Consider the following 16,328-nt stretch of genomic DNA (forward strand, 5'->3'; position numbering starts at 1 on the left):
ACTCCCGCACTTGGCGAAGAGCGACAACAACACGTTCTGGGTGATCCCGGGGGAGCTGACCGAGGCAGTTCGGACCGTCACCAGCGCGTTCGGTGGTCAGTCGACGGCGAGTCCGCCCAGACCTGCGCAACCTGAGGAAGCAGCCACCGCCGACGCTGACGACGACGCGTCGCACGGAGGCCGGACTGCGGAGCTTGAGGCAGGCTCGAAGGCTTTGCCCGACGCCGCCACGGCTGCTGAAGAGGCCGTGAAGCAGGCCGCCGCCGCGGTAACCGACGCCAAGGCGGAGGCAGAGGCTGCTGCCGCGAAGTCGCCCCAGATGCCGCGCCGGGGGCAGACGTCCGGCGCCGATTGAGCCCACCTCGGCTGCCGCCAGGTTGGCCGTGAGGCTTCCAGAGCTCTCGGCCAGCCCGTGCGCGTCGATCACGGTACCGCTCATCTCCGGTGCCCAGCCATGAACTCGGCCTGCGTTCCGCGCTCGCCGACGCTGATGAACAACTCGCCGAAGCGGCCACCGGGTCGCTATTTTTCGACCACGGCACGCAGGGACGGTACGTCGCGTTTCCTGCACGCGAGTCGCACCGAGTCCGGGACCTCAAGCTGCCCGGCAGACAGACCGGGCCGTGCGGGCAGCCGCCGCACCGTGGCGCTGGGCGTCGGTCTTGGCCGTGTCCTCGGCGAGCTCGACCGTCACCCCGTTTGTGCTCTCGCAGGCGGCCACACCGATGTAGCCGATCCGCCGTCGAGAAGGGGGTCGCTGCCTGCCCTTGGGCGGCGGCAGTCCCACCTCGGCTATGTGATCAGCTGCGGGTTTTGAAGCGTTCGACGGCGGCTACGCCTGCGGCGGCGAGGGCGATCTGGATGAGCCATTCGATCCAGTCGACGCCCTTAGTGTCCGCCACTCCCAGGCCGGCGGCGATGCCGGTGCCGACGAAGGCCGCGACGATACCGACACCGATCGTCCACAGGACGCCGATGTGCTGACGGCCCGGCAGGAGCAGCCGTCCCAGCGTGCCGATGACGGTGCCGATCACGATGGCACTGATGACTCCGGAGATCTCCATAGCCATCCCTTCCCGTATGTCCTTGCTGTGTGATGCCCACTTCGGCCCTGCCGTGCACCGACGTTCGGGGATTGCCTGTGAGGGAGTTGGGTGAGGAGGCCTGGCGGGAGGCGGCGTCACGCGCTCCTCTGGGCCCCGCAGGCGCACTACTCCACGCGGACGAAAAGGTGCCTCTCACGCAGCAGGCGCCCGCGGCATCGATCCGGGTGACCGCCGCGCTGCCGTGGTTACCCTCACCGACGTCGGACGCGTCCAGTTCGGCGCCTGGCCCCGTGCCCAGGAACGCCCCGTCGATGCCGCCCTCACCGCCCTCGACGAGGCGAACGCGACGCCGTCCGCGCCATCACCCTGCTCGCCCTGTTCCGCCTCACCGAACACCTCGATGACGCGAGCGCCAGAGCGATCGGTACTTCTCTGCGTCTTCGCTGCCGGGCGTGGACCATCCGCTACTTACCCTTGGTCATCCGAATGCAGCGGAATAGTACTGGAATGCGCGGCATGCCAAGTCTTGACAGCTGTGAATTCACCCGCTGATGCCGGTCAGGCCCACGCCGCTGGAACCATCCGCCGATCAAAGCCGTCTCAGGTGTGCATCGAACAGCCCCTGCCGGCTGAGGACGTGTACGCGACGGCCGCATCGCAGCATTCGCGCCAACAGGGTCGGGCGTCATGCCATGAGCCGTTGGCCCACGATCTGAACGGTAGGCGTACCGGGCGCCCAACCTCGCTGGCTGTTAGCAGAGTTGGATGCTTTCCCTTCCCCCTTCATGACGGTGGGTGAGCCGATCTGCGTACCGCTCGTCGCCTACTGGATCCTGGCCGGGCATGAACTGGCCGGCAGGATGACGCTGTATGGACCAGACCGGTGGACCACTCACCGTGCCCGGTCCGATAGCGACCAGCGTTGCGCGGCGCCACTCACCTCAGACCGCGCAACGCTCAGCCAGTCGGCAGTCTCGCGTGCCCGCCCGGCCATTCCGAGGCTGTCGGCTGGCTCCTCCCCACCGCCCAGCTGCGCCACGCCAGACTCGCGAAATCGCCGGCGGACGTCGGATGCGCCAGGTGCAGGTCAGCGTCCCAGCGCGGGTGCACTCAAACGGGCTGGATGCCGGACAGGATGGGCACGGAGACGACGGACTTGTGTGCGTCCCGGCTGACGAGCAGCTTCCGGTAGGGGTGTGCGACGGCGAGCATGGCGGCCTTCACTGACAACGAGCGTCCGCCGGTGGTGAAGAAGCGCCATCCTGGTGAACACGTCCGGCGTGATGTTGCGTCACAAGGTGAGATGTGCGCCACGCAGCGCCGCGGCCCTGCGCCAGGCCAACATCGGTGTGGCCATGGGGGGGGCAGCGGGACCGAGGCGGCCAAGGACGCGGTGGGGTCCTCGCCCAGACAGCTGGCCAGCTCGCCCTCACCCACCTGCTGACCATGAATCATCTCTTCCGCACCGCACCCATCACCCCACACAGGCATGGCTGTGCATCCTGGGAATCGCCCCGCTCACCGTGCTTGTCGTCGCCATCGACAAGCACGTCCGCCGCCGGCCCATGTAGCCGTCATCAGGAGTCGCGGGCACGCAGCGTGGAGCGCGCGGAGTGAGAGAAGGCCACGTCGCGCCGCTTCGTGGGTGGGCACGGACCGTTCCGCGTTCGGATGCTGGGGGCCGGTGCCAGGGGGGCGGCAGGCAGGACCGTCCTGCTGGTCGATGTTGTTTACGCCATGGGCGTCGGGGACGGCATCGCCGTTCGAGTTGGCGATCTCCTCCTCGTACAGCCGCCGGTACTTGCTGTTCCGCATTCTCAGCAGCAGCGAGGCGAGAAGCGCGGAGGCCAGGGATCCGACGAGGACGGCAGCCTTGATGTGCTCGGCATCCGCTGGGTCCGGGTAGGCCAGTTCGCCGATCAGCAGGGATACGGTGAACCCGATGCCGGCCAGCATGGCCACAGCGGTCACGTCAGCCCAGGCCAGGCCGGCGCCGAGGCGGGCGCGGGTGAAGCGGACAGCGAGTCGGCAGCCGCCGAAGACGCCCAGCACCTTGCCCGCGGCCAGCCCGAGGGCCACGCCCAGGGGCTCCGGGCTGCTGAAGACGTGGCTCAGGGTGTCGCCGGAGACCGTGACTCCGGCGGCGAACAGGGCGAAGAGGGGGACGGCCATCCCGGCCGAGACCGGGCGGACCAGGTGTGCGATCCGCTCCACCGGGCGTCTGCCGCTCTCTCCGTCCTCGGTCGCCCGCAGCAGCAGACCCATGGCGACTCCCGCCACGGTGGCGTGGACCCCGCTGGCGTACGTCAGGCCCCAGATGATCAGTGCGAGGGGCAGGTACCAGTACCAGCCGTGTACGCGCCGCTGGTCGTGCAGGTGGAAGAAGAGTGCCAGTCCGAGGATGGCGCCGATGAGTGCGGGCAGGTGGATGGTCGAGGTGTAGAAGAGGGCGATGACGATGATGGCGCCGAGGTCGTCGACCACCGCCAGGGTGAGCAGGAAGGCGCGTAGCGCGGAGGGCAGATGGGTGTCGATGACGGCGAGGACGCCCAGTGCGAAGGCGATGTCGGTGGCCATGGGGACCGCCCAGCCGTTCCACGAACCGCCCATGGAAGTCGCGACGAGGCCGTAGACGAGTGCGGGTACGGCCATCCCGCAGGCGGCTGCGACCACGGGCAGGATCGCTGTTCCGGGGTGGCGGAGTTCCCCGACCACCAGTTCACGTTTGAGTTCGGCGCCGGCGACGAAGAAGAAGATCGTCAGCAGTCCGTCGGCCGTCCACTGCGCCAGGGACAGGTCGAGACCCAGTGCCTCGATGCCGAAGTGGAAGTCCCGTACGGCCGCGTAGGCGTCGCTCGCGGGGGTGTTGGCCCAGATCAGCGCCACGGCTGCGGCAGCGAGCAGCACCATGCCGCCCACGGTCTCCGTCCGCAGCGCATCCGCCACGACGGTCCGCTCCGGTAGCGGCAGGCGGCCGAGGACGGTACGGGGCTTGCGGTTCGCTGCGCGCATCCGGTGGGCCTCTCGTTGTTCGCGGCAGGGGCCGTAGTCGTGCGACGGCGTGGGCGCTTACGCGGCCTGGAGGAGGTACTGCAACAGCCGTGTGGCGGTCACCACCCCGATCAGTGGGTCCTGGCTTGCAGCACCGGGTGCGATGACTGCGACGAGGGGGGTGCGCACCCGGGCCATGAGCTCTGCGATCTCCACGGCCGTGCTGTCGGGACCAATGGTGGGGAGGTAGGGCCGCCCCACGGGCAGGCAGTCGGCGACGGTCCGGCCCCGCAGCGCGCGGCACAGGTGGTCGGCGTGGGATTCGTCGATCACCTCGGCCAGCAGCGGGTCTTCCTGTACGTAGCCGGGAACCAGCGTTCTGACCAGGTCGGAGGCGGGCAGGATGGCGTACGGCCGTCCGGCCGGGCCGACCACCAGGATGCCGGGCAGGCACCGTTCCACCAACAGGCGGACCGCGTCGACGGCGTCGGCGTCACTCCTGACCGCCACGTACGGCTCCGCGAGGTCACGTGCGCGCATGGATTCCGCCCTCCGGGTGCTCCGTCAACGAGCGCGGGTTCGGGACTCCCGTGCGGGACTGGAGGATCTGCCGGTCGTCGGGATCAGCCACGGGGCTCCGGACAAGCACGGACTGGGCTGGGGAAGAGCCCTGGGGCCTGCCCGGGTTGCCGTCGCCAGGGGGCGGTTTGGTGAAGATTCCGACGAGGATCATGCCGATCAAGGCCAGCACGCCGAGGACTACGGCGGCCGTCCACCGCCAGCCCCGGGGCTTGTGGTGCTCGCCGTCGTGGTCGTCGGCCGCGCCCCATCCGTGGTCGGTGGCGCGGGCGTCCCGGGGCCGGTCAGGATTCCGGCCTCCCGCCCCGACCGCGAACTGGTCGTTCAGCGCGTCCAGCCGGGCGGCCAGCTCAGGGTCGTCCAGGGTCAGGTGCCGTTCCATCTCCCGGAGAATGCGCCGGTCGTCCTTCGAGGGCTTGCTCATGGTCACCACCTCGCTCCGGTGCTCAGGGCTGCGGCGCCTGGCCCACCGGGGCGGTGGGCTGGGCCCGGGGCGCGCAGGGCATGTCGACGAGGCGGAGCACCTCCATCGGCAGCGGAGAGATCAGCGTGGAACTCCGGTCGGAGGAGACCTCCGCCATGGCGGGAGCGGCGAGCAAGCACGCCAGTACACCGGGAGGACCTGGGCGAACCTCCGCAGCAGTGAGCCGGGCGGCTTCGGGGCACGGTGTCGTATCCCTTCGGCCCTGAGTGTGACGTTCAACCGGAGATGCTCTAGTCAGGGACTACCCCCGGGGGCTCTCCGGACTCCCGCCGGAGGCGGCAAAGGGCAGCCGTCTTGAGGCGACATTTTTTGCCGCATTCCGGCAAAATGTTCCCATGGCGACGGGACACCCTGCCCCTCATCCCGCACCCGCCGCACCAGGCGCCACGGGGCCGCCTCCCGCGGAGAACGCGCCGCGGCCCGGTGATCTCGACCGCTACCTGGAACAGCTCGCGCGGGTCTCCGTCACCCGGCGTCGCCTGCCGGACGGGTACCTCGACGACGTGCGACGGCTGGCGGCCACCGCGGCGTCCCGGGAGACGGACCTGCGGACCCTGGTCGCCGCGTTCCTCACCCCTGCGTGCCATGCGTGGTCAGACCTGCCGGGCGCCCTGAAAGCGCAGGATCTCCGGGAACTCCGGGACGTCGCCTCGGCACTCATACGGGCGATCACCGATACGACCGTGGCGCTGACCGAGGGGTACGAGACCGCTCACCGAGTGGCCATCCGCGGTGCGGAAGCCACCCGACGGGAGTTCGTCGACGACCTCCTCGAAGGCCCTACCAACCTCGGCCGGCTCGCCGAACGCGCCGAGCGCTTCGGGCTCCGGCTGGTCGGTCCGCACACCGTCGCCGTCGCCCGCGCCGCCGATCCTTTCGGCGCGGGCGACCCCGCGACCCGCTACGTCGAGGAAGCGCTGAGCGCCAGCTTCAGCGCGCGGGACGTACTGATCACCGCCAAGGACACCCTGCTCGTGTGCGTCTCGCCCGGTGCCGTACCCGAAGTTCCGCAGCACTTTGCCACCGCTGTGTGCCACGCGGTGGGAGAGCGGTACACCATCGCCGTCAGCCGGCCCCGTCCCGGCCCCGGCGGCATCGTCCGCTCCTACCAAGAGGCCCGCACCACCCTCGACCTCGCCACCCGGCTGAACCTGACCACCACGGTCGTCAACGCCTCCGACGTGCTGGTATTCCAGGTCCTCGGCAGAGACCGCGCAGCCATCACCGACCTGGTGGCCACCGTCCTCGGCGGACTGGAGGCCGCCCGCGGCGGCCCCCGCACATTGCTGGACACCCTCACCACGTACTTCGCCAGCGGCTGCCTGAAGGCAGCAACAGCCCGCCGACTGGGCCTGAGCGTCCGCGCCGTCGGCTACCGTCTCGGCCGCATACGGCAACTCACCGGCCACGACCCCACCGACCCGGGCCAGCGCTACATCCTCCAGACCGCCGCACTCGGCGCCCAGCTCCTGGACTGGCCAGACCACCCCCTCCAACCCACCGACTGAGCTCGTCGCCACCCGACATCCATCACTCCGGTGTGCCTCGGGGCGCCCCGGCGTGGCCAAGGATGTGGCGTGCGGACACATGAAGTGTGAGTGCCGATGCTGTGATCACGACGAGAGCTGTAAGCGGTCCGGCCCTCAGCCCGTGCTGTTCTTGGACGTGGTCGTGTGCGGGGTTCGCTGTACCCGGACGGCGCCGTAAGGCGGGTGACCAGTGCCGCATCAGGCAACGTTCGCCCTGTCGATGACGGCTCGTAGTCGCTGGTCGCCGGCGTGACGGTTCCGCCAGATGATGTGCGGCGGATCAGGCTGCCCTGTTCTTTGTTGCCGGCGTGGTCAGTGCCGTCGAGGGTGAAGTAGTGCAGGGCGGTGCACTGGGCCTCGATGCCCGCCTACGAGAGGCCGCCGCGAGGGCCTACGTTGGCTGATGCGGCACTAGCCAGGTTGTTCACCTCGGGTACGGGTCAGTAGGACGTCACTTCGGTCAGCAGCCGCGGGGCGTCGCCGCTGAAGTCGATCCACGGGTTCGTACCCAGCGCCTCCGCTCCCTCCACGCTCGGCTCCTCGTAGCGCATGACGAACTTCTCGGGACCGTGGGCGTTCGCCACGACCAGGCCGTGCTCGGCGTCGAGGAAGGCCCCGTGGGGCCGGATGCCGGGGTAGCTGACGTGCCAGGCCGGGTCGCCGATCTCCACGGCGGGCACCGACAGCTTGGCGACCACTCCGTCGGGCAGCCAGTAGAACCACGTCCACGGGCCGCCGGAGACGACCGTCATCACCTCGTCGATGCCGACACCGTGATCGGAGCTGTTGACGTGGAGACGTCCGAACCGCACCTGCGCGGCGTGCCGCGCGTCGGCATCCATGGTCTTCATGTCGTAGACCTTCGGGTAGGGGGCGACCCCGTACTCGGAGGGGTTCAGGAAGCCTCCACGGTGCGCCTCCGGCTCGCGCCCAGCCAGCTGAACATGTGCCAGCAAGTCCCCGCGGTGCAGGCTGAACAGCGAGATCAGTTCCGCGTTCTCGTCGTCCGTCACCGCCCGGGTCCTGGACGCGACCAGAATCGGGCGCGCTTCCGCCGGAATCGGGGTCTGGCTTACGTGAACACCCACGGCGCGCAGGACCCGGTTGACGGCATCGATGCCGATCGTGGCACGCCGCCCGTCGGTGTAGGAGAGCTTCAGGTTACCGTCGTCTGCCTTGGTCATTTCTGGTCCTCTTGCTTCGAGTTGCATGTGCACGAGCGCGGAACTGCCGCCCCTAGAGCGAACAACCCTCATGATCACTTCGGTGGTCGATGCGGTCATCGGCCGATGGCCCCATCGCGACAGCGACCTTGGAACTAGGACATCGGGCCACGAACCGGCTGTGCTCCGGCGCAACGAGGCCGGCGCCCGCGCACGGTTATCGACAGGGCAAACGTTGCCTGATGCGGCACCAGGGATCCGTGATGGCCGGGGCGGACTCGCCGCGCGCGACGAGTGCGATTCCAGCATGCAGGCGACCGGCCCCATGCGCATACCAGCTGGCGAGCACCTTCGTGGCGATCGTGACGGCGGCCAAGGTGAGCGCGGCCCTGCCGCGAGTAGTTGCGGCGCCGGGGCATCCGGCACAGCATCCCGGAGAAGAACGACAGCCAGGCCGCCCGCCCACCGGGGTTCGACGAAGGGCGGTACAGGAAGCGCAATGCCGTCGAACAGGCAATCAACCGGCTCAAGCACGCCCGAGCCGTAGCGACCGTTACGACAAGCGCGGCTACGTCTTCCGCGGCACGGCTACAGCAGCAACCCTGGCCCTCTGGCTTCGAACGTGATCGCCCGGACAGGTCCTTAACCGGTTCGTGTTGCCCGTGCGCGGACCTGTCCGCCACCTACACCTTAGGCAACCATGAAAGTACGCCGGAGCGTCGCCGACCGCGAAGGAGTGCGCCGTGGCAGCCGAACCTCCCTCTCCCCCGCCGCACGGGCCTGCCATAGCGGTCACGGCGACCGACGGCCGGCGCGCCGAACTGGCTCTGGCCGCGGACTTCGGACCTGGAGACCTACGGGAACTGGAACAACGGCTCAGCGCTCCTGCGCTGAATGAGGCCCGGGAGTGGATTGTGGACATGAGCGAAGTCACTCGCTTCGACCTGGCCTGCGCCTACGCGCTCCTGCGAGCGTCCACCCGGCGGCTGGAGACCGCGTCGCTCACCATCCACGGGGCCCGGCGAGCCATTCAGCGCACCCTGCGTGACGTCGGACTCGACGCCATCGCCGTGATTGACGAGTAGGCCGTACCCGCCCGCAGAAGCACACCGGCGGACGCTACACGGCGCGGGCGGGCGCGCCGCCGTCACCTGCGGCACCGGCCGAAGCGCCGTCGTGGCCACCGACCTTGTCGCCCGTGACGCTTTCGCCGCGCCCGGGTTATGCAGCACACCGCGTGTCCTGGTGTCCAGGCACGACGCGTGCGCGCGGTCGGCCCCGACCCCGCGCCCGGCGTCGGGGCCGTCGGTGGCCCGGGCTCCCCTTCCCCACCTCAAGGCGCGGAGCCCTTGCACTTCGCCGGTCAGCGGATGAAGACCGCTGCGTGCTGGCCGCACCGAACATGTCCTCGCGCGTGAAGTCGGCGAGTAGGAAAGCTCGCCCCGGAGCCGTAGGGCGGGCTGCCCGTCATGACGCCGTCGGCGGCGCGGCGGGCGGAAGGACAGGAAACGCGTAGTTCGTCCTCGTCCCCTGGACCAAATGGGTCGGCTTGCGGCAGTGCGGCTCCGCGACATACGTAGCGGCCGGTTCCAGCTCTTCGGGCCGCTACGGCAGGCCGGTTGAAGGTGAAGTCGAAGTAGCCGTTCGACACGAGGACGCGGCGATGTGGGACATGCACTCGTCAGTGACCTCGATCAGGGAATGGGGAACACACTCTGCGCGTGGACCACATTGAAATCTCCCGCGGGCAGGGCGCCTGTCACAGGTCGTGGACGAGGATCAGGTGGGCACTTGCCCTGGAAAGCGTGTTCCGCCAGCGTGTCCTGGGCCGCGAGGAGGATCTCGGGTGGCTTTTCCCGCCTCGCGGTTCCGCGTCTACAGGGGCTTCTGCTTGATGTCCGGCGCCCCGGTCCCTTGCGTGTTCCCTTCGTCAGCCGGAGGCGCCGTTGGGGTGTCGGCGTTGTTCGCGCTGATCTCTTCACGGTGCCTTTTCAGGGCGAGTTGCTTGGCCAGCTTTTCTGAGTACAGGCGCATTTCTGCCTCGGTCCTGAGATCGAACACCGTTGCCTCCTTGAAGCGTTTCGTGCCGTGGACGAAGCGGGGTGTCGGAGTGTGGTGTGCTGCCCCTCGCCCGGCGTCAGGCGAGGGGCAGCAGGGGAGGAGTCGTGGGTGATTTGCTGTGCGGCAGGGCGTGCGTTCGAGGCGCGTGGCCGACGGTCAGGCTTTCGTGAGCGTCTTGATGGTGGTTCCTCGCTGTTGTGCCCAGTTCTCCAGCGTCAGGCGGCAGGCGTGGTCGAGGTGACGTACCTGGGAGAGGTCGAGCTCGACGGGCCGGTCGTGCGGGAGTGCTTCGAGGGTTTCGAGCATGCGGGGCAGGCGGAGGAAGGTGGCGGAGCCGGTGAGGGTGACGATGAACCGGCCGTCGGTTGTTTCGTGGGTGTCGAGGTGGATATGGGAGGTTTCCCAAGCGCTCTTGACCACGGCGAGGACGATGCCGAGGAGGACACCTTCGAACATGTTGGTGGTGATGATGGAGATCGCGGTGACGGCCAGGATAAGGGCTTCGCCGCGGTGGGTGCGCCACAGGGGCATAAGGTCCTTGACGGGGACGAGTTTGCAGCCGGCGTGGACGAGGACGCCGGCGAGTGCGGCCAGGGGGATGATGCCGATCGCGGCCGGCAGGAGCGCGGCGAACAGCACCAGCCAGAGGCCGTGCAGGATGCGGGAGAGCTTCGTCCTGGCCCCGGCCTGGACGTTGGCGGAGCTGCGGACGATGACCGCGGTCAGGGGCAGGGCGCCGAGGATGCCGCAGACGGTGTTGCCCACGCCCTGGGCCATCAGTTCCTTGTCGTAGTCGGTGCGGGGGCCGTCGTGCATACGGTCGACGGCGGCGGCACTGAAGAGGCTTTCGGCAGAGGCGATGAGCGCGAAGGCGACCACCGTGCCGACGGCGGCGAGGCTGCCCAGCGAGGCGAAGTCGTCCATTCCCGGCGGCTGGATGGCCGAGAGGAGTCCTTGGACCTCGACGCGGGGGACGGACCAGCCGGCCACGGCGGTGGCGGCGGTGGCCAGTGCGACGCCGGCCAGCGGGGCGGGCACGATCTGGGCCTGGGCCGGAAGCTTCTTCCACAGGACGAGGACGGCGATGGTGGCCGCCCCGATGGCGAACGCGGTGAAGGCCTGGCTGGAGGTGGCGATCTCAGTGACCAGGCGCGGCACCCCGAGGATCTTGTCGATCCCGGAGCGAGGCTGCTTGACGCCGGCCATGGTGTAGAGCTGGCCGAAGATCAGCACGAGGCCGATGCCGGCGAGCATGCCCTGGACGACGGCTACCGATATCGCACGGAAGAACCGGCCGAACCCAAAGGCGCCGAGGGCGAGTTGGACCAGGCCGGCGAGCAGGACGATGGCCCCGAGAACGCCGAGGCCGAATTCCTGGACGGCCTCGAAGACCAGGACGGTCAGGCCGGCGGCCGGGCCGCTGACCTGGAGGCTGCTGCCGGGCAGGAAGCCGACGACCAGGCCGCCGACGATGCCGGTGATCAGGCCGAGTTCGGCGGGTACTCCGGAGGCTACGGCCACGCCTACGCACAGGGGAAGGGCGACCAGGAAGACGACGAGGGAGGCTAGAACGTCATGCCGCAGGTGGGCGGGCTTTGTGAGAGTGGAGAGCATCAGTGGACTTCCTCGCACGGCGGAAGCGGATGGGGAGAGGTGCTCGGCGGCCCGTGGGGTGGGCGGATGCCGGTCACAGCGGCCGGAAAGACGCGTCGTGCGGTCCGTACTGCTGCACCACTCCGGTATGGACCTCGTAGTACCAGGCGTGCACCTCCAAGGTCCCCGCCTCTACCCGTTCCGCGATGCAGGGGTGGGTGTGCAGCCGCTCCAGCTGGGCTACGGCGTGGCGCTGGACCGCCTCGGCGAGGTCCGGGGGCTGGGGTGTGGTCGTCTCGGGCTTGGCTGCCGCGCGTTCCAGCCAGCCTTGCACGGCGGGCAGGCCGGACAGGTCGCCGCCGCTCACCAGGGCGTTGACCGCGCCGCAGTGGGAGTGTCCGCACACGATGACGTCACGGACGCCCAGCACCCGCACGGCGAACTCAATGGTGGCCGTCTCGCCGGTGGGGTTGTCGCTGCGATACTCGGGCACGATGCTGCCCGCCGTGCGGAGCTCGAACAGTTCACCGGGCCGTGCGCCGGTGATCAGGGACGGCACCACGCGAGAGTCGGAACAGGTGATGAACAGGACCTCGGGGTTCTGCCCGGCCTCAAGCGCGCGGAACTCCTCGGCGCGCTCGGCCATGTGTGTGGTGAAGGATCGTGCGTTGTCAACCAGGGACTTCATGGTGGCCTACCTCCTGCGCCCACAAGCGTTGTTTGCGAGCGCGGTGTGTTCAGGTCATCAGTGGAAGGGTGGTGCCCGGCCTGCCCGAAGGACATGACAGCCGGTGTGCTCCTGCGTCATCGTCGACGCGATGAGGTGATCCGGGACGGGACGATGCTCGCGCCTACAGCACCAAGCGCCCCGCCACCGCATGGCGGTAGCCGTGGGAACGTCTGCGGCCCGGGCGTGAGCGTGCTGACCGGTGTCCGGAATCGTGTGGCCTCCGTTGCCACTCCATCAGCAATCTCCCCCGAGTAACGTGGCCGTTGGCCAGACCACGTGCGTGCCGCCGCGTCAGCGCCTTCAGCCAACACGACTTGGCTACCGCGAACACCTCTTTGCCTGGAGATTACCTCACGGCCGAAGGTCAAGTCATGGTCAAACGTTATCCCGTTCGGGTGATTGTCGTATCGTCGAATGTGACGTGCTCAGGCGTACGCCCCGCAGAGCAAAGGGCGAATGAGCGCTTCCGCAAGCACCGTGGCACTTCGGAAGCGACGCCTTCACGCAAGCGCCACGTACTGATTGCCTAACGTTCATTTACGCCCAGCGGACCCAGAGGACCAGCGGCGCACGTCGGGTTGCGACCGCCCCCGGCCCACCAATGGCGTAGGCGATGGCCATGCTGGCGTCGACCGCCCTGGACAAGGCCGTGGCATACGGCCCCGAAGCTGGACGTCGACTTCACCCGCTCAGGGAACAGGACCTGGCTGCCGGCGGTCTCGGCCAGGCCGCCTGACTCGGCTCGGCTGTTTTCGGCGTCGCATGGACGGCAACGATCCCCGGAAGATCCACTCCTGTGGTGTAAAGCCCGTGCCTTGCGGGCGTCGTTGGTGGTGTGTGGCGGCGTTGCGGGATGAAGAGGCTTGCGCATAGCCAGGCGGTGCAGGGCAGGCCGTTATGGATCGAGCGGCTTCACAGCGCACTGACGAGGCGGGCCAAGGGCGACATCGCCCGGCGGCTGAGCGTACTGACCGAGGAGATGCGAGGTCCGCCGTCCGTGGGCCGGCCGCGCGTTTGACCGGGGACGGCCGTAGCCTGCCGCCATGACCGACATACTGACGCCGACTCCCGATGACGCCTTCGAGATGCTGCCGGCCGGCAACCAGCGGTTCGTCACCGGCTCGCCCGAGCACCCCAACCAGGACGCCGCGCGCCGCACCGAGACCCCGCACCGGCCCAGAGCCCCTTCGCGGTGCTGTTCGGGTGCTCCGACTCCCGGCTGGCCGCCGAGATCGTCTTCGACCAGGGGCTGGGTGACCTGTTCGTGGTGCGCACCGCGGGGCATGTCGTCGGTTCGGAGGTGCTGGGCAGCATCAAGTGCGGGGTGAGCTTGCTGGACTGCCCGCTGGTCCTGGTCCTGGGCCACGACTCGTGCGGGGCTATCGCGGCTGCCCGCGCCGCCGGTCGCGAGACGGCCGAAGGGATCCTTCACGAGCACATCCGGCACACCGTCGACCTGCTGCTGGACCGCTCCCACATCCTTTCCGAGCGAGTCGCCGTCGGCCGCCTCGCCGTGGCGGGTCTGTCCTACCGGCTGGCCGATGGCAGTGCGCAACTGGTCGCCTCCCACGGCTTGATCAGGGCTGCTGTCCCCGCACGGCGAAACGCGCTGCCAACCGCCCTGCTCGGCGTTCCCGGCAACCGGGGACAGCCTGCCGGAGCATGCTCTGCCGATCCGGCAGAGATATCGAACAGCGGCGGTGCTGCTCTCTTAAGAACCCCTAACGAAATGAGCTTTGAGGCGGTCGGCGTGCTGCGGGAGTGACGATCCCGGGTGCGCTGCGACTTCAGGGCGATGTAGGGCGCGGCAGCCGCACTGCACAGCGCCACGACCTTCTGGACTGCTGGCGTTACCACCTGGGTCGTCTCCACTCCTGCCTCGGGGTCCAAACCCGGCCGACGGCTGTCGTCGGTCGGGTCCACAGTGCTCCGTTGCCGGAGTCCAGGCGTCCCGCCTGGGTACCGTCTCCATGGCGGGCCCTCCGCCGAGTGGGGGAAGCGGAATCATCTTTTGGCATGCGTTGCGTTCAGGCGTCGCCAGCAGATGAGTGCGCAGCCGAGGGTGAGGAAGGCTTGGTGGGTGTCGTCGCGGATCTCCCACCGGATCCGCAGCCGGCGGAACCAGTACAGATGTACGAACGCGCGTTCCACGACCCAGCGTTGGGTGCCAAGCCCGGATCCGTGCTCGGTGCCCCGGCGGGCGATCACCGGTTTCACGCCGAGAGCCCAGAGTAGGCGGCGGTACTTGTCGTGGTCGTAGCCGCGGTCGGCCAGCACCGCGTCTGGTCGGTGGCGGGGCCGACCGCGCTTGCCTCGCACCGGCGGCACGGCCTGGAGGAGCGGGATCAGCTGGGTGACGTCGTTGCGGTTGCCTCCGGTCAGGGTGGCGGCGAGCGGGATGCCGGTGGCTTCGGTGATCAGGTGGTGCTTACTGCCTGTTCTGCCCCGGGCGACTGGGCTTCGTCCGGTCTTGGCACCCCCTTTAGCGCCCGGACGTGGGAGCCGTCGACCGCTGCCCGGGAGAAGCCAAAGCGTTCGCGCGGCGGAGTTCGGCCAGCAGGACCGCGTGCAATCGCGACCACACTCTGGCCTCGGTCCACTCGGCCAGGCGGCGCCAGCAGGTCATTCCCGAGCCGAAGCCGAGTTCCTGCAGCAGGTGTTCCCAGGCGATCCCGGTGTGCAGGACGAACAGGATGCCCTGGAACACCAGCCGGTCCGGATGCCGCTTGCGTCCCGGATGTCACACCCGGCGTTCCACCTTGGGTGGCAGCGGCTCGATAACAGCCCACAGCTCATCGTCAACTTCCCACGGCTTGCACCGCGCCACCCCGCACCCCCGGATTACGAAGTCCCCAAGGGATCCAACCACCTCGGAGGTCATTTCGTTACGAGTTCTAAGAGGGCCGGGGCCCCGCTGCGCGGCGAAGCCGGTTGACGATCGCGAGTCCCAGGCCCTCCTCCACCGGCAAGGACGCGACGATGAGGCCGCACCCTTGCTGGTCGAGTTCGCGCAAGAACCCGTACGGCCCGCGCGCGAAGGCGGCCATCGAAGCGGGAACCGCTACCACGGCGTGCAAGGGGCGGGCGAACCAGCGGTCGTCTCCCTGCCACGCGGACAGTGGAGGGGGTGGGTACCCGCCTGGTCAGTGCAACGGACGCTCGGGCACCGCCACGCGACGCTCACTCATGTTCGCCTGCCTGCTGGTGCTGCTCGCAGCGCCCGCTGGCTCGGGGCACCCGGAGGCAGGGTAACTAAGCTCCAATTGGATGATTTGGTCAAGGGATCGGCGCCTACTCAGTAGCAACTGGGAAATCGTTGTCATGGCTCAAGGAGCCAAACAGAAAAGGAATTCTTTCGCGTCGGCCAACCACCCGACAAGTGACGGCAAGGGCTGGACTGTGCGAATTTCCAATCACGGCGAGTGGCCCTCCTCGACAAGGAAGGCCACAGTCTACGCCGTATGTGAGTTTGAATAGCGGTAGCGTCTCTCTACACGGTCGCTTGGGCGAACTCCTGGGGACAGTCAGGCGAGGGAGAGCCATCACTGGACGCAGCCGGCGCCCGGGAGCAGAACGCCCACGGCCGACGACGGCACATGCGACCTTCGCACCATCGGCATGCGACTGCCGCAGGCCACGCCGACGCGGCCGGCTCCGCACGCAGAGCGTGCGACGAGGCCCCGACGCCGGGCGCGGAGCCGGGGCCGGCCACAGACAGATGCCGAGCCTGGGACGTATCAGGGCAACACCTGTCAGTGGCACGCTATCTAACGCGGGAACCGCCAAAGCATCACGGACACCGGCCGTCCCACACCTTCAGAAATTGATTCAAGGTGGAGCCGATTGCGGCGTTTGGGCTGAAGGGCAAGCTCAGCGTGGGGTGATGGGGACACCTTCGGGATCGTGTCCGGTCGGCAAAGCCACCGCCTTGTTGGTGTGGGTATCGATGACCGAAACCGTGCCGGAACCCGTGTTGGAGACGAACACCTGCTTGCCGGAGGGCAGCGCGCTGATCCCGCTGGGGAAGTCTCCCACCGGGATGTTCTGGGTCGCATGCGAGGCCGGGTCGAGCACGTGACGAAGCATGCACTCGATCCGGCGCGACGGTCACACTGCCCGGTCTCTCGGCCCTGCAGCCTTTGTCCGAAGGAG

The 16,328-nt window shown here is 68.6% G+C and carries 12 protein-coding genes and 7 pseudogenes; 5 read left to right on the forward strand and 14 right to left on the reverse strand.

What is annotated here, in order from left to right; translation table 11 throughout:
* A pseudogene (locus tag AZE13_RS32590) lies at positions 1 to 355 on the forward strand (SPFH/Band 7/PHB domain protein); the annotation flags it as partial.
* A 445-nt stretch (positions 356 to 800) separates the two neighbouring features.
* Here the strand turns inward: AZE13_RS32590 and AZE13_RS32595 are convergent.
* The 6 genes and pseudogenes from AZE13_RS32595 to AZE13_RS36590 form a co-directional block, all read right to left on the reverse strand.
* On the reverse strand, positions 801 to 1,064 hold the full coding sequence (locus tag AZE13_RS32595; protein ID WP_066940266.1) for a GlsB/YeaQ/YmgE family stress response membrane protein: 264 nt from the start codon (positions 1,062 to 1,064) through the stop codon (positions 801 to 803).
* Between the two features lie 1,032 nt (positions 1,065 to 2,096).
* Positions 2,097 to 2,300, reverse strand: a pseudogene (locus AZE13_RS38770) (ornithine decarboxylase); the annotation flags it as partial.
* A gap of 264 nt (positions 2,301 to 2,564) precedes the next feature.
* Positions 2,565 to 4,058 carry a Na+/H+ antiporter NhaA gene (nhaA, locus tag AZE13_RS32600; protein WP_079124617.1) on the reverse strand — a complete coding sequence of 498 codons (1,494 nt, stop codon included), beginning with the start codon at positions 4,056 to 4,058 and terminating at the stop codon, positions 2,565 to 2,567.
* Positions 4,059 to 4,115: 57 nt separating this feature from the next.
* Positions 4,116 to 4,577, reverse strand: coding sequence for a CBS domain-containing protein (locus AZE13_RS32605; protein WP_066940269.1), 462 nt, complete (start codon positions 4,575 to 4,577; stop codon positions 4,116 to 4,118).
* Positions 4,564 to 5,040 carry a DUF3040 domain-containing protein gene (locus AZE13_RS32610; RefSeq protein ID WP_066940273.1) on the reverse strand — a complete coding sequence of 159 codons (477 nt, stop codon included), beginning with the start codon at positions 5,038 to 5,040 and terminating at the stop codon, positions 4,564 to 4,566. The genes AZE13_RS32605 and AZE13_RS32610 overlap by 14 nt, the downstream gene beginning before the upstream one ends.
* A 22-nt stretch (positions 5,041 to 5,062) precedes the next feature.
* Positions 5,063 to 5,215: a hypothetical protein gene (locus tag AZE13_RS36590; RefSeq protein WP_258528155.1), complete on the reverse strand. Its 153-nt coding sequence runs from the start codon at positions 5,213 to 5,215 to the stop codon at positions 5,063 to 5,065.
* A 220-nt stretch (positions 5,216 to 5,435) separates the two neighbouring features.
* On the opposite strand from AZE13_RS36590, the gene AZE13_RS32615 reads away from it, so the two are divergent.
* A complete protein-coding gene (locus tag AZE13_RS32615) occupies positions 5,436 to 6,608 on the forward strand; it encodes a PucR family transcriptional regulator (RefSeq protein WP_079124618.1) in 1,173 nt (390 codons plus the stop codon).
* Between the two features lie 219 nt (positions 6,609 to 6,827).
* Here the strand turns inward: AZE13_RS32615 and AZE13_RS39175 are convergent.
* Both AZE13_RS39175 and AZE13_RS32620 read right to left on the reverse strand, forming a co-directional pair.
* Positions 6,828 to 6,991: pseudogene (locus AZE13_RS39175) on the reverse strand (IS630 family transposase); the annotation flags it as partial.
* Positions 6,992 to 7,069: 78 nt separating this feature from the next.
* Positions 7,070 to 7,813 (reverse strand): hypothetical protein, encoded by a 744-nt coding sequence (locus AZE13_RS32620; RefSeq protein ID WP_107288579.1) that lies wholly within the window; start codon positions 7,811 to 7,813, stop codon positions 7,070 to 7,072.
* A 381-nt stretch (positions 7,814 to 8,194) separates the two neighbouring features.
* Here AZE13_RS32620 and AZE13_RS38775 point away from each other — a divergent pair.
* Together AZE13_RS38775 and AZE13_RS32625 are read left to right on the forward strand one after the other, a co-directional pair.
* Positions 8,195 to 8,418 (forward strand): annotated as a pseudogene (locus AZE13_RS38775) (IS5/IS1182 family transposase); the annotation flags it as partial.
* Positions 8,419 to 8,535: 117 nt separating this feature from the next.
* A complete protein-coding gene (locus AZE13_RS32625) occupies positions 8,536 to 8,877 on the forward strand; it encodes an STAS domain-containing protein (protein WP_079124619.1) in 342 nt (113 codons plus the stop codon).
* A 790-nt stretch (positions 8,878 to 9,667) separates the two neighbouring features.
* On the opposite strand, the gene AZE13_RS32630 is transcribed toward AZE13_RS32625, so the two are convergent.
* From AZE13_RS32630 to AZE13_RS32640, 3 genes are all read right to left on the reverse strand, one after another.
* Entirely contained in the window at positions 9,668 to 9,853 is a 186-nt protein-coding gene (locus tag AZE13_RS32630; RefSeq protein ID WP_066940276.1) for a hypothetical protein, read from the reverse strand.
* Positions 9,854 to 10,009: 156 nt separating this feature from the next.
* Positions 10,010 to 11,467, reverse strand: a complete 1,458-nt coding sequence (locus AZE13_RS32635) for a SulP family inorganic anion transporter (protein WP_066940279.1) — start codon at positions 11,465 to 11,467, stop codon at positions 10,010 to 10,012.
* A gap of 73 nt (positions 11,468 to 11,540) precedes the next feature.
* Positions 11,541 to 12,134: a carbonic anhydrase gene (locus AZE13_RS32640; protein WP_066940282.1), complete on the reverse strand. Its 594-nt coding sequence runs from the start codon at positions 12,132 to 12,134 to the stop codon at positions 11,541 to 11,543.
* Between the two features lie 1,085 nt (positions 12,135 to 13,219).
* On the opposite strand from AZE13_RS32640, the pseudogene AZE13_RS32645 reads away from it, so the two are divergent.
* Positions 13,220 to 13,770 (forward strand): annotated as a pseudogene (locus AZE13_RS32645) (carbonic anhydrase); the annotation flags it as partial.
* A 410-nt stretch (positions 13,771 to 14,180) separates the two neighbouring features.
* Here the strand turns inward: AZE13_RS32645 and AZE13_RS35015 are convergent.
* The 3 genes and pseudogenes from AZE13_RS35015 to AZE13_RS32660 form a co-directional block, all read right to left on the reverse strand.
* A pseudogene (locus tag AZE13_RS35015) lies at positions 14,181 to 15,003 on the reverse strand (IS5 family transposase).
* A 67-nt stretch (positions 15,004 to 15,070) separates the two neighbouring features.
* A pseudogene (locus AZE13_RS35020) lies at positions 15,071 to 15,250 on the reverse strand (Sua5 family C-terminal domain-containing protein); the annotation flags it as partial.
* 796 nt (positions 15,251 to 16,046) lie between these two features.
* On the reverse strand, positions 16,047 to 16,250 hold the full coding sequence (locus tag AZE13_RS32660; protein ID WP_258528156.1) for a YncE family protein: 204 nt from the start codon (positions 16,248 to 16,250) through the stop codon (positions 16,047 to 16,049).
* Between the last annotated feature and the right edge of the window lie 78 nt (positions 16,251 to 16,328).

Origin of the sequence: Streptomyces sp. NBRC 110611, from assembly GCF_001590865.1 — a bacterium.
In the GTDB taxonomy this organism is placed as follows: Bacteria; Actinomycetota; Actinomycetes; order Streptomycetales; family Streptomycetaceae; genus Streptomyces.